This is a genomic window from Thermomonas sp. (assembly GCF_041919455.1).
In the GTDB taxonomy this organism is placed as follows: Bacteria; Pseudomonadota; Gammaproteobacteria; order Xanthomonadales; family Xanthomonadaceae; genus Thermomonas.
This window is the reverse complement of sequence record NZ_JAYRTQ010000001.1, coordinates 39,618-51,750: the sequence shown is the minus strand read 5'-3', so window position 1 is coordinate 51,750 and position 12,133 is coordinate 39,618. Positions and strand designations below refer to the sequence as shown.

At 64.9% G+C, this 12,133-nt stretch carries 12 protein-coding genes; 5 read left to right on the top strand and 7 right to left on the bottom strand.

Annotated elements, in window-relative coordinates; genetic code table 11:
• Nucleotides 1–71: 71 nt before the first annotated feature.
• The 4 genes from chrA to ACE3T8_RS00220 all read right to left on the bottom strand — a co-directional run bounded on the left by chrA (nucleotide 72) and on the right by ACE3T8_RS00220 (nucleotide 4,214).
• Nucleotides 72–1,295, bottom strand: coding sequence for a chromate efflux transporter (gene chrA / locus ACE3T8_RS00235; RefSeq protein ID WP_374605834.1), 1,224 nt, complete (start codon nucleotides 1,293–1,295; stop codon nucleotides 72–74).
• Nucleotides 1,296–1,383: 88 nt separating this feature from the next.
• Nucleotides 1,384–3,255 (bottom strand): alpha/beta fold hydrolase, encoded by a 1,872-nt coding sequence (locus ACE3T8_RS00230; protein WP_374605833.1) that lies wholly within the window; start codon nucleotides 3,253–3,255, stop codon nucleotides 1,384–1,386.
• A 69-nt stretch (nucleotides 3,256–3,324) separates the two neighbouring features.
• Nucleotides 3,325–4,020 (bottom strand): helix-turn-helix transcriptional regulator, encoded by a 696-nt coding sequence (locus tag ACE3T8_RS00225; RefSeq protein WP_374605832.1) that lies wholly within the window; start codon nucleotides 4,018–4,020, stop codon nucleotides 3,325–3,327.
• The gene (locus ACE3T8_RS00220) at nucleotides 3,966–4,214 is read right to left on the bottom strand and encodes a hypothetical protein (protein WP_374605830.1); all 249 of its coding nucleotides are present in this window, start codon (nucleotides 4,212–4,214) and stop codon (nucleotides 3,966–3,968) included. Before ACE3T8_RS00220 ends, ACE3T8_RS00225 begins: the two co-directional genes overlap by 55 nt.
• 145 nt (nucleotides 4,215–4,359) lie before the next feature.
• On the opposite strand from ACE3T8_RS00220, the gene ACE3T8_RS00215 reads away from it, so the two are divergent.
• Nucleotides 4,360–4,818, top strand: coding sequence for a hypothetical protein (locus tag ACE3T8_RS00215; protein WP_374605828.1), 459 nt, complete (start codon nucleotides 4,360–4,362; stop codon nucleotides 4,816–4,818).
• A 270-nt stretch (nucleotides 4,819–5,088) separates the two neighbouring features.
• Here the strand turns inward: ACE3T8_RS00215 and ACE3T8_RS00210 are convergent, their stop codons facing one another.
• Nucleotides 5,089–5,796, bottom strand: coding sequence for a restriction endonuclease (locus ACE3T8_RS00210; protein ID WP_374606118.1), 708 nt, complete (start codon nucleotides 5,794–5,796; stop codon nucleotides 5,089–5,091).
• 378 nt (nucleotides 5,797–6,174) lie between these two features.
• Here ACE3T8_RS00210 and ACE3T8_RS00205 point away from each other — a divergent pair, with 378 nt between their 5' ends.
• Nucleotides 6,175–7,023: an MT-A70 family methyltransferase gene (locus tag ACE3T8_RS00205; RefSeq protein ID WP_374605826.1), complete on the top strand. Its 849-nt coding sequence runs from the start codon at nucleotides 6,175–6,177 to the stop codon at nucleotides 7,021–7,023.
• A 24-nt stretch (nucleotides 7,024–7,047) separates the two neighbouring features.
• On the opposite strand, the gene ACE3T8_RS00200 is transcribed toward ACE3T8_RS00205, so the two are convergent.
• Together ACE3T8_RS00200 and ACE3T8_RS00195 are read right to left on the bottom strand one after the other, a co-directional pair.
• Nucleotides 7,048–7,938, bottom strand: a complete 891-nt coding sequence (locus ACE3T8_RS00200) for a BglII/BstYI family type II restriction endonuclease (protein WP_374605824.1) — start codon at nucleotides 7,936–7,938, stop codon at nucleotides 7,048–7,050.
• A 127-nt stretch (nucleotides 7,939–8,065) separates the two neighbouring features.
• Nucleotides 8,066–8,431 (bottom strand): excalibur calcium-binding domain-containing protein, encoded by a 366-nt coding sequence (locus tag ACE3T8_RS00195; RefSeq protein WP_374605822.1) that lies wholly within the window; start codon nucleotides 8,429–8,431, stop codon nucleotides 8,066–8,068.
• Between the two features lie 152 nt (nucleotides 8,432–8,583).
• Here ACE3T8_RS00195 and ACE3T8_RS00190 point away from each other — a divergent pair, with 152 nt between their 5' ends.
• The 3 genes from ACE3T8_RS00190 to ACE3T8_RS00180 all read left to right on the top strand — a co-directional run bounded on the left by ACE3T8_RS00190 (nucleotide 8,584) and on the right by ACE3T8_RS00180 (nucleotide 12,132).
• Entirely contained in the window at nucleotides 8,584–10,434 is a 1,851-nt protein-coding gene (locus tag ACE3T8_RS00190; RefSeq protein WP_374605820.1) for a tetratricopeptide repeat protein, read from the top strand.
• Between the two features lie 119 nt (nucleotides 10,435–10,553).
• Nucleotides 10,554–10,805, top strand: a complete 252-nt coding sequence (locus tag ACE3T8_RS00185; protein ID WP_374605818.1) for a helix-turn-helix domain-containing protein — start codon at nucleotides 10,554–10,556, stop codon at nucleotides 10,803–10,805.
• A 4-nt stretch (nucleotides 10,806–10,809) separates the two neighbouring features.
• The gene (locus tag ACE3T8_RS00180; RefSeq protein ID WP_374605816.1) at nucleotides 10,810–12,132 is read left to right on the top strand and encodes a type II toxin-antitoxin system HipA family toxin; all 1,323 of its coding nucleotides are present in this window, start codon (nucleotides 10,810–10,812) and stop codon (nucleotides 12,130–12,132) included.
• Nucleotide 12,133: the final 1 nt, after the last annotated feature.

Below are 12,133 nucleotides of genomic sequence, written 5' to 3'. Positions count from 1 at the left end.
AACCCCCGCCATCGCATGCGTGTACCTCGTCCACGCAGGCGCGCGGACACGGCCTTCGTCGCATGTTTCGATCACAACCAGCCCCAGAGCGCAGCTGCGAGGATCAGCGCCGGAATCGCCATGCGGCCCTTCCACGCGAACAGCGCCGCCAATGCCAGCGCGAACAACAGCAGCGCTTCCAGGTTGCCCACACTGGCCTTGAACAACGCAACCGCGGTACCCGCGATCAGGCCCACCACGCCCGCACTCACGCCTTCCAGCAGTCGATGCACGCCCGGACGATGCAGCAGCCGTTCCAGCGCGTCGTGGCCGAGCAGGGTGAAGGCGAAGGCGGGCAGGAACACGCCCGCGGTCATCGCCACCGCGCCCCAGGGACCGCCACCGAGGTAGCCGACGAAAGTGGCCAGGATCACCAGCGGCGCGGGCAGCAACCCGGTCAGGGCGACTCCATCCAGGAACTGGCCGTTGCTCATCCAGCCACCGTCGACCACGGCGTCGCGCTGCAGGAACGGGATCACCGTGTAGGCACCGCCGAAGGTGAGCAAGCCGGCCTTCAGGCCCGACCACAACAGCGCCAGCGGCGACACCGCCTGCAATTGAGCGGGAACGGCATCCACGAGGATCGGCGTCAACGCCGCGAGTCCCGCCAATCCTCCATTGGAGACGATGGTCCCGGCGATGCCGAAGACCGCCAGCACGGCGATGCTCCACGCGACCGGCGCGCGACCGGGAACGGCAAGCAGGTACATCGCGCCCGCACCGGCCAGCACGATGCCGAAATGCACGCCAGCCAGCTGCGCGGCCATCGCCAGCGCGGCGATCGTCCACAACCAGGCATTGGTGGCCACGTGCCCGCCGATGCGGATCACCGCACGCACCACCAGCGCCGCAACGACGGCCTGCACCGCGGCGAACGCCGGCGCCAGCGCCTGCAGTTGCACGCCGTGGGTCACGTAGACCCATGCCACCACGAACATCAGCACGAAGCCCGGGGCCATGAAGCCCAAGCCCGCCAGCAACCCGCCGATGCGCCCGCGCGCGCGGTAGCCCATGTACACGCACAGCTCGTGCGCCTCCGGGCCGGGCAACACCTGGTAGACCGCCAGCACTCGATTGAACGCCTGCGGCGACAGCCAGCGCTCCTGCTCCACCAGCTCCTGCCGCAGCATGCCGATCTGCGCCACCGGCCCACCCCAGGCCAGCGCACCGAAGCGCAGGAAACGCAGGGACAGGCGCAGCAATGGTTCGCGCGGGAACGCGTAGCCGGGTTCGCTGGCGTGGTCGTATGCACTCATTCGTGTTGCCGCCGCCGCGACCTCGCCGGGACCGGCGGCGAGTATAACGGCGGCATCGCGCGGGTCGCGACTCCGGCCCGCAAGCGCGTCAGTTGAGGTGCTTCGCGAAGAACGCCGTCATCTCCACCGTCGAACGCACCCGATTGGCCTGCTTGCGCCAGCCGTGGCCTTCGTCGGGGAACAGGACGTACTCGACCGGCACACCGCGCTTCTTCAACGCGGCGACAACCTGCTCGGCTTCGACCACCGGCACGTTGGTGTCGTTGGCGCCGTGCATCACCAGCAACGGGGTCTTGACGCGGTCGAGCTTGTGGATCGGCGAGAGGTCGCGCAGCAGTTGCAGCTGGGTCTTCGGGTCGCCGTATTCGCCGGTGCTGATCGCGCCCATCCACGGCGTGCTCTGGGCGAAGAAGGTCTCGAAGTTGACCATGCCGAACAGGTTGGCGCCGGCGGCGAAGGTGTCGGGGTAATCGGTCACCGCGACCATCACCACGTAGCCGCCATAGCTGCCGCCGACGATGCCCAGCCGGCCCTTCGCACCGATGCGTTCGGCGATCAGGAAATCGGCGGCGGCCTTGATGTCCCGGTTGGCGTCGAAGCGGCCGGCATGGTTGTCCATCGACATGAATTTTTTCCCGAAGCCGGACGAGCCGCGGATGTTCGGTGCGAATACCGCGATGCCGCTGGCCAGCAGCGCCTGGTAGTCGGCGCGGAACGCGGGACGCTCCTGGCCTTCCGGGCCGCCGTGGAAACTCAGCACCACCGGGCCCGGCGCCTTGAAGTCCTTCGGCAGGTACAGCCAGCCCGACAGTTCCAGCCCGTCGTGGGCCTTGAAGGTGCGCAATTCGGGTTTCACCAGTTGCGCCAGGTCCACGCCCTCGGTGGGGCTGACGGTGAGGCGGGTGTAGGTGCCGCTGGCCAGGTCCAGTTGCCACAGGTCGGACGTCGCGGTCGCGCCGCTCAGCGCCAGCACCACGCGCGATCCGTCGGGCGCGAAGTCGATGCTGCCTACCAGGTCGTTGGGTGCTGCGGGCAGGCGACGCCGCGTATTGCCGGTGAGGTCGATCAGTTCCAATTCGTTGCGGCCGGCCACGTTCCATTTGAGCAAGGCCTGGCGCTTGGCATCGTCGAGGATGAAATCGTCGAGCTCGGCATCGTCGCGTTCGGCCAGTTCGGTGCGCTTGAAGGTCCTGCCATCGGCGGCGATGTCGACGCGACCCAGCCCCATGCGATCGCGGCCGATGTTGTGGGCGATGTAGACGGTGTTGGTGTCCTTGCCGAACAGGCCGAAACTCTGCGCGGTGCCCTGGTGCGGGGTGAGCAGCATGCTGCGATGGGTGCGCAGGTCTTCCAGCCACAGGTTGTTGTTGCCGCGCGTGACCAGCCGGTTCACCACTGCGAGATGGCCCTGCATGTCGTCGATCTCGCCGACGGTTTCCATCTCGACGGCGAGTTTCGCCTTGCCGGTCGCCGGGTCGTACAGCCAGGTGTCGGTGCTGTTGGCGCTGCGCGCATTGCTGCGGAAGTAGTAGCGGCCATCCGGGGCGAAATCGCCGGGGAAGGTATTGGCCTCGCCCTCGTTAATACGCGTCGCCGGCGCGCCATCGGGCGTGCCGATGAACAGCTGCGCGTTGTAGCCGCCGCCCGGCGACACCGCATACGCCAGCTTGCCGTCCGGCGACCAGCGCAGGCCGGAGACCGGATCGCTGCCGGTGGTCAGCTGCCGCGGCTCACCGCCCTGCGTCGGCAGGATCCACGCCTGCGGCGAACCGCTGAGGGTGCTGATGTAGGCGATCTGCTTGCCATCCGGCGAGTACTGCGCCGCGCTGGCGCTGTGCACCTTGCCCATCGCGACGATGCGCGCTTCCAGCGCGGGATCGATGGGTGCGTCCGCCGCGAATGCGGGCGCGGCGGAAAGCAGCAGGACGAGCGACAGGCTGACGCGCAGGATGGATGGCATGGATGATTCCCCGATGATTGCCTCGACCAACGTAGCAGGTGTGCCGCGCCGGCCGAAACGCGCAGGGCGCTAGCCGGCCGCGGCCGGCGCGGCTCCCAACAGCGCGCCCATCCGCGACAACACCTGCTGCAGCGCCGGCGCCATTGCCTCGCCTTCCACCAGCTCCACGTCGCGGCCGATCATCAACACCTGCGCCAGCAGGCTTTCGGGCGAATCGGCACCGACGCGCAACAGGCTGTGGGTGGCGGTCTCCGGCTCCAGCACGCCGCACCAGACCGGCAACACCGCCTGCAGTTCGTCGACGCTGCCCTGCAGGCGCAGGGTGATGCGGCAGGCGAACGGTTCGTAGGCGATGCCGCGTTCCAGCCGCGTGGCGACATCCGCAGGGACTGGCCGCGGTACGAAGGACTCGCCGGTGGTGCGCGCCCGGTCGATGCGATCCACGCGGAAGCTGCGCCAGTCGCTGCGATCGGTGTCCCACGCGATCAGGTACCAGCGACGGCCGTAGTTCGCCAGGCGCAGCGGCTGCACGTGACGCTGGCTGGCATCGCCGGCATGGCTGCGATAACCGAAGCGCAACACGCGCGCGTCGCGACAGGCGGTGGCGATCTCGCTGAGCAGGCCGGCATCCACCAGCGGCGGCATGTTGCCGCGCAACGACAACGTGACTGCATGCAGCGCAGTCGCCTTGCGACGCAGGCGCATGGGCATCAGCTGGTCGAGCTTGCCGAGCAGTCGCAGCGAGGTCGCTTCGATACCGCCCACGGTCGCGCCAGGTAGGGAATCACGCGCGGGCCAAGCACCGCGAGGCTGGCGAAGGTCAGCGCGGCAGGCGGATACCAGAGGCTGGCATGGGTGGCGAACTCACCGAGATGGCCGAGCCCCCACAGGCCCACCCAGGCGATGGCCAGGGCCAGTCCCTTGCTCCAGCGTGGCCAACCCGCGGCACGCGCGCGCATCGTTTCCTCGGTCACGTACAGGCCCGGCGACAGACGGCGCCATCATCGCCCAAATGACGTTTTCCCGCGTGATGCACCGGCATGTCCGGTTCTCAGACCGCATCGCGCATCACTGCCATGTGTTCCCTCCTGGATGAGGAATCCCATGGCCACGGCAAGCGAAGTCGCACGTTTCCGCGAACTGGTCCGGCACTGGACGCTGTATCGCGCCAGCCTGCCGGAGCCGGCGCGGTACGACCAGATCCGCAAAGACCTGAAGCAGGTCCGCAATCCGGGCTGGGGCAGCAATCCACCGCTGTCTTCCTGGCCGCCGCACCTGCTCGACCCGGACCCCACGATGGTGGCCGCGGTGGAGCACTACTTCGTGGCCCGCGCGTGGGTGGGCTCGGGAAAATATCCGGCATGGCAGATGCTGGCGATGAGCGCGATCTACGACGCCGGCAAGATGATCGGCGTCACCCCGCAACACAATCCCAAGCAGCCCACCACCCAACTCACCAGCCTGCAGATCTGGGCCAAGGCGGAGGGCGTGCGCGACGGCAGCAACGATCTGAAGAGTTCGGGGAAGACCGCGCCGATGGTGGGGGCACCGCCGAAGTACTGAAGAACCCGGGCCTCAAGCAGCGATAGGGGGACGGAGGAAATTAAGAGGTCAGCAATAAGGGGGCGGGACGGAGGAAATTAAGAAGTCTTAATTCCCTCCGTCCCCTTATTGAAGAGGTCTGTATTCCCTCCGTCCACTTATTGTTCTGCGACCTTCTTCGTAGCCCGGGTAAGGCCAACGGCCGCACCCGGGAAGCATTCGCGGGTGCTTCAGGCCCCGGGTGCGCTTCGCTTACCCGGGCTACGCGGGCTTGTGGGGATGCCGCTTCGATCAGCGGGTTCCGCGACAAGCCGGAAACTGCGCGCAACCCCAGAACTGCGTGCCATCGCGACGATTGTTTCGTCGCACCATGCCCGTGCCGCACTTCGGACAACTCGGCACCTCCGCGGCAGGCGTTGGCAACGGCGATGGGTCGCAGTTCGCAGTATTCGCGGGTCCCCGCACGGTGCGAATCATCGCGAGCAAGGCTGCGCCGTCGATCAGTTCGATTGGCTTGCCACTCGCAAAGCGGGCTGCGTCAGAGGTGAAGCCGCCGCACGCGGCGATGATGACCTTGTCGGCGTTGTGATGCGCCAGCAGTCCATACATTTCGCGCACCACGTTCACCGGCACGCGCTCGCGCCGCCATTGCTTGCACTGGACCAGCGTGCGGCGACCATCGCGACACAGGATCAGGTCGATGCCGCCGTCGGCGCCGCCCAAGCCGGTCTCTTCGACTGCGTATCCCTGTCGGCGGAACGCTTCACCCACCAGCCTCTCGAAGTCGCGCCAACCGGTGGCGGCAAGACTGTCCAGATTCGTGCGTGTCTCCAGCAAGCGGCGCTTGCGGCGTGTGTCGAAGAATGACATCAGCGCAGCGAACCAGCACAGCGCCAGAACGAACCAGCCCAGCATGCCGAATGGATTCGTGCCGCGCGCGAAGGCCTGTGCCAAGGGCCCGCCGCGGCTCGCCATCCATGCGGGAATGCCGTACTTGATCAGCAGGAACAGCATCACGCCGATGACGATGCCGACGGGCCATGGGGCTTTGGCTAGGTCGGCTAGAAGGTTGTTTCGCCTTGATCGCACTGCGCGAAGGTTCCTGATTGCGTGCGATGGACTTCAAATTTTCCCTGACGCCTTTTCTTACACCCGGGAAATATCTCGTCGATGCTGAGCGCTCAGGGCCCCGGGTGCGGTTCGCTTACCCGGGCTACGCTGGCCCGCGTTCTCGGGAAATTGTCCCTGACACCTTTCTGCGCTTTTTTCCGTTTTGGACGGCATGGCTTAAATCTCAGGTTATGAGTCGAGGGAACGACACAATCCTTGACTGCGAGGTAAAGATCTATTAAAAGATCTTCTGCCAGCGAGAGCGCGATGAAGACCACCCCCTTACGTCCGGAAGAAGAACCCGCCCCGTTGCCACGTCTCGTTGGTGGCTTTTCGACAGTACTTGCGGATCCGCCTTGGCGCTTCGCAAACCGGACCGGCAAAGTCGCGCCCGAACATCGACGCCTAGATCGTTACTCAACGATGCCTCTCGATGCCATCAAGGCGCTTCCAGTTCGTGATTCGGCTGCTCCCAATGCCCATCTCTATCTATGGGTGCCAAACGCACTCTTACCGGAAGGTATGGACGTGATGTCAGCTTGGGGGTTCCGTTACGTAAGCAATATCGTCTGGGCAAAGCGCCGCCGCGATGGCGGACCGGACGGTCGCGGGGTCGGGTTCTACTTCCGAAACGTCACGGAACTGCTTTTGTTCGGGGTGCGTGGCTCCATGAGGACGCTGCCTCCTGGGCGCTCGCAAGTAAATATGATCGAAACGCGAAAGCGGGAACATTCCCGCAAGCCTGACGAGCAATACAAGCTCATCGAGTCATGCTCACCGGGCCCTTACTTGGAGATGTTTGCGCGACACCCACATGAAGGCTGGACCGTTTGGGGAAACGAGGCGGCCGAAGACATCGTGCCTCGGGGAACAGCCCACAAGGGCTACGAAGGAGGCCCTATTCTTCCGTCTCTCTTCCCAAACGAACAAATTGACCATAATCGCGCCAAGGCACTTGGTAGCGAGCTTAAAAAGCTCTATCAGCATGGCCGGAGCGTACGTGATCTAGCCGAAGAATCTGGATATTCGATCCAGCGCGTCAGAACCTTATTGGAATCGGCGAATACTAAGATGCGACCGAGAGGTCGATCCGTGAGAATTCTGCCAAGTCACTGAGCTGAGACTCTGTGGGAAGGTAAATCACGCCTCCACATCTTTGAGTGGAGGCATTAAGGCAAGCGCGTCTCCCTTCAGTCTTTGATGTTCTGGCTGGACATCTCTCCATTTCTTTCCTGGCCTCATCTCTCGCCAGTTTTTTCTAAGCTCTTCGGCTTGAAGCAAGCTTTGCTGAACCTGTTGCGCTAACTCAACTCCATCTATTCGTTCCGGTTCTATCCCTACAAGGAGAAGCGGACACTCGCCGCCGCCCCCAAAGTTGACTCGAGGCAGAAGCTTCTCCCAATGAGTCGACGACTGCCCATATTTCCAGCCGCCTTCGCTGCTTTGGATCGTGCTGCTGATCAAAGCTTGGAGCTTGGGACCGCGCGTGATGATGACGCCTACCGCGATTGCTCCCTCTCGATGCAAGGCTTGGAAGCTCAATAGGTCGCGATCAAAAAATGGATCTTTATTGTTCCATTCCATCTCAACAGCGATACCCGGCAAAGGATTGTTCTTCGATCCCTTGCCGAACATATCAATCTCGTGACCGCGCGTTCGCGCTTTCTTCAAGGAAGTTCCATCCAGCGAAAGTTCTTTGGAGATAGATATATTTTGCTTCCCCCACACAATCTCGCTCGCATCTAGCATTTCTGCTAGCGAGTCATCGAAGCGTTTTACAAAAACCGTTCTTCCGCCTCCGCCGGTGCGAAGTTCGTTCAACGTAGGGCGAAACCGATCAAGCGCGGCGATCAGGTCGTCGGAACGCGCGGCAAAGGCGTGCCGAAGAATCACGTCGGCATACCGAGTGGCTCCATACACATAGCCAGTAGGCCACCCTTCTGTGGCGAGCCCTCTAATCTCACTAGCAGCATCAACAACACTGCCCACCAATTCTTCTGGGGGGGCTTCTGCTTCTGGCTTGATACTCATATGGGGCCTCTTGGCGACCTATACATTCTTGCGGTCACCTGCCGCGAGATCAACCATTGCCGTAAACCAAAATTCGGATGAACGCATGTGGCAGAGACTGCCTTTAGCGACACTGATCGTCTAACCCCTAACACCACTGCCTCTCACAAGCCACCCCATCGCGATCCCCATCCATCTGCGTATTCGGGCAGTGCTGGAGGAAGTACGTCGCTTCCTCGCAGGAGCGCATCTGCGAGCAATGCGTTCTTCCGTCGCAGCGGGATGCCGATGACGCAGGCGCGGCACTGGCAATCGCCGGTGCGTTGTCCCGCGGCTTGATCCACGATCGATCCTCCACCGGCGCGGCCACCTGTGCGTCTTCGACGATGCGCGACTTCGGCGCCACCACGGGCACTGCGTCCGCCTGCGCACGCGCATGCGCCTGGTAGCGATCGACGCCGACCAGGCCGATCGCGCCGATGGCGACCAGGGCGATGAAGCTGGTGAATTTCATGGCGTCCCCACTCCCGATCCCTCGCCGGATTCTGCCGGAATCGCGGCGGCGTGCAGTGGCAATAGTTCACACGCCCGCGCGGCTTTCTGTGACTGGGCGCGATTGCTATCGTGGCGGCGCGCGCACCGCCTGCGCGGCGAAGGAGCCTGCGTTTGAACCGTGTCCTGTTGCTGGCCTTGTCCCTGGCCTTGTTCGTTCCTGCCGGCACGCATGCCGCCGCCAAAAAACCGCCGGCCGAGTACGCTGATTACGTGGCGGCGATGCGCAAGGCCGATGCGATCGGCGATCCGCTGCAGCGTTGCCTGGCGTATCCGGACCTGCCCGGCAACACCTGGCCTGCGGGCGTGGCGAAGGCGCGCTGCACGATGTTCCTGACGCCGCCGCGCTATTCGCTGGACGCCATCGACGCCACGTTGAAGAAGGCCGGCGGCGCGGCGGAACTGGAGGCGAGCTTCGCCGCGCTCCTCGACGCGCATTTCACCGAACCGGCGCAGCGCGAGCAGGTCAGCGTGGCGCTGCGGGTGTTCCTGGACCGCGACCGCCACAAGGCGGAGCGGATCGCGCGGGCGTGGCGCGCGGCGGCGCCGGACAGCGCGTTCGCGCGGGTGGCGCTGGGGCACGTGCTGTCGCGGCGCGGCTGGGATGCGCGCGGCACCGACTACGTCGCCAAGACGCCCGCCGAGAACCTGAAGACCATGAGCGGCTTCTTCGTCGAGGCGGCGAAGGAATACAAGGCCGCGCTGGAGGGCAAGAGCCGGCTGCTGCCGGCCTGCGAAGGGCTGATGGCGATCGGCCGGCAGAGCTCGGACGACCTGCAGACGTATGCGACCGAGCGCTGCCTGTACATCGACCCCAGCTCCTACTACGTGGTCGAGGAACTGATGGACGCCGCCGAGCCGCGCTGGGGCGGCTCCGAGGATGACATGAAGCGCGTCGCCGTCTACGCGCAGGAGAAATCGGCGATCAATCCGGTGCTGGCGGTGTTCGCCTCGCATGCCGAGTTCTACGAAATCGAGCGCCTCGGCGACGCCGGCGATGGGCAAGCGATCGCCGTTCTGGGACCCGCTGCGCTGCAGGTGCCCAATGCGGCCTACCTGCGCGAAGTGGGTGGCGCCTACCTGCGCAAGGACGAGGACTGGAAGGCACTGGCCTACCTGTCGCAGGCGCTGCGGTTCATGCCGGACTACGCGCAGGAGTCGCGCTTCCGCGCACTCGTGCTGCGGCGCCTGGGCGAATCGAAATGGGCGCGCGCGGATGCCGAGCGCGCGGCGAAGCTTGATCCGGCGAACGGGCTTGCCCTTCATTTGCTCGGCAGGATCGTGCGCGAAGTGGACGGGCCCGACGCCGCAGTCCCGCACTTCCGGCGCGCGCTCGCCGACAGCAGGACGCGCGAGGACGCCTACAACGAACTCTGCGGCAGCCTGATCGACGCCAAACGCACCGAGGAGGCGGGCACCTGCGTCGATGAATTGCTGAAGGCGTATCCCGAAAACCCGGAAGGCTGGCGGCAGCGGCTGCTGGTGATCGGGTTCGACGCGCCCGGCTCGCTGCAGGCGATGGAGCGCTTCGTCGCGCTGCACGACCCCAAGCGCTGGAGCAACCACGCCAAGAACGCCGAGGCCGTGCGCACGATGCTGGCCGCGCGCAAGGGCACGGCATCGCCCGCGGACCTGTTCACCGCGCGGGTCCTGCGCGCCAAGGCGCAGGAGCGCACCGCCGCGGGCCGGGGTTACTTCGAACAACTCAAGACCAAGGCCCCGCGCTTCATGAACGGCGCGCTGACCGCCTGCCAGCCCGCGCAGAAGCCGGGGATCCCGCTGAAATTCACCTTGGTCATGGACGTGCAAGCCGACGGGCGCGCGGCCAACGTGGCGGTGCGGCCGGTGAATGCCTGGACGAGTTGCATCGCCAGGCAGGGCGGCGCCCTGTTCAAGCTGCCGCCACCGCCGAAGGTCGAGGGCAAGACGGGCTATCCGATGGTGATCCAGTTCGAGATCAAGTGAGCGATATGCGCAGGCGTGAATGCAATGTATCGATTGCCTTTGCGAAAGGAAACTTAAAGATTGCTTTTGCATTAGGCAAGGGATAAGTTGCCAGTCTGTCGACGCGCCTGGAGGCTTTGATGGACACCAACGCCTACACGATCCAGACGCCACAGCAGTTGGCCCCACTGCTGCGCGCGATGCGCAAACAGCGCGGGCTGACGCAGGCCGAGCTTGCCCGCCGGTTGGGCATTACCCGCCAAGCCGTCACCGCACTCGAACTCCGTCCGGAGACCGCCACGTTCGAAAGGCTGATGAAGGTGTGGGCGGTGCTCGGACTGGAAGTGTCCTTGCGGGCCCGCGCCGTCACTGCCGACGCACTGGAGTGGTGAGGCCATGGCCGAGCTTCGCGTCTGGATGAATGGCGAAGAGGTCGCCTCCTGGCAGGAGACGACCCAAGGGTCACGCCTGACCTACCTGCCGTCCTGGTTGGCATCGCCGGGTGCGCGTCCGCTGTCGTTGTCGCTGCCGTTGCTGCCGTCCGGCGAAGACCACCGCGGCCACGTGGTGTCCGATTACTTCGACAACCTGTTGCCGGACAACGCGGAGATCCGCAACCGCATCCGCGACCGGTTCCGGCTGCGCTCGGCCGACACCTTCGAACTGCTGCGGGAAATCGGCCGAGACTGCGTGGGCGCGGTGCAGTTGCTGCCGAACGGGCGAACCCCGGACGACGTCCACGCGATCCGGTCTTCGCCCTTGAGCGAGGCCCAGGTCGCCGGCGTCCTCCGTCGCGTCACCGTGCGGCCCATGCCCGGGCAACCGGCCGTGGACTACGACGAATTCCGCATCTCGATTGCCGGCGCGCAGGAAAAAACCGGGCTGCTTCGCCATGAGGGACAGTGGTGCGTGCCGATTGGCAGCACGCCCAGCACCCACATCTTCAAGCTTCCGCTCGGGCTGGTCGGCAACATGCGCGCCGACATGGGGCGCTCGGTCGAAAACGAATGGCTGTGCATGCAGTTGCTGGCTGCATTCGGGATCCCCGTCGCGAACACGGCGATGGAGACCTTCGAGGAACAGCGCGTGCTGGTCGTGGAGCGATTCGACCGCAGGCTGTCGCGCGATGGCGCGTGGTGGGTGCGGCTGCCGCAGGAAGACATGTGCCAGGTGTTCGGCCTGCCTCCTTCTCGCAAGTACGAAAGCGATGGCGGCCCCGGCATCGTGCAGATCATGAACGTGTTGCGGCAGTCGCTTGAACCGCAAGACCGCGCCACCTTCTTCAAGACCCAACTCCTGTTCTGGATGCTGGCCGCCACCGATGGGCACGCGAAGAATTTCAGCGTGCACATCGAACCGGGCGGGCGATTCCGCATGACCCCGATCTATGACGTGTTGTCGGTGTATCCCATCCTGGGCCGTGGCCCCGGGCAACTGGATCCACGCAACGCCGCATTGGCGATGTCGGTAAGCGGCAAGAATCGGCACCGCCATCTCACCGGGATTCGCCGCCGACACTGGAACGCCACGGCGCGCGCGTGCGGCATTGCGGAAGGTGCCGAACCCTGGATCGCGGAACTGCTGGACCGCATGGAGCCGGCCATCGCCCAGGTGCAGGCACGACTGCCTGCAGCTTATCCCGACGAGGTGGCGAGGCCGATCTTCGAGGGCCTGAGGCAGGCAGCGAATCGGCTGGCGGCGATGAACCCCGAGGCATGAT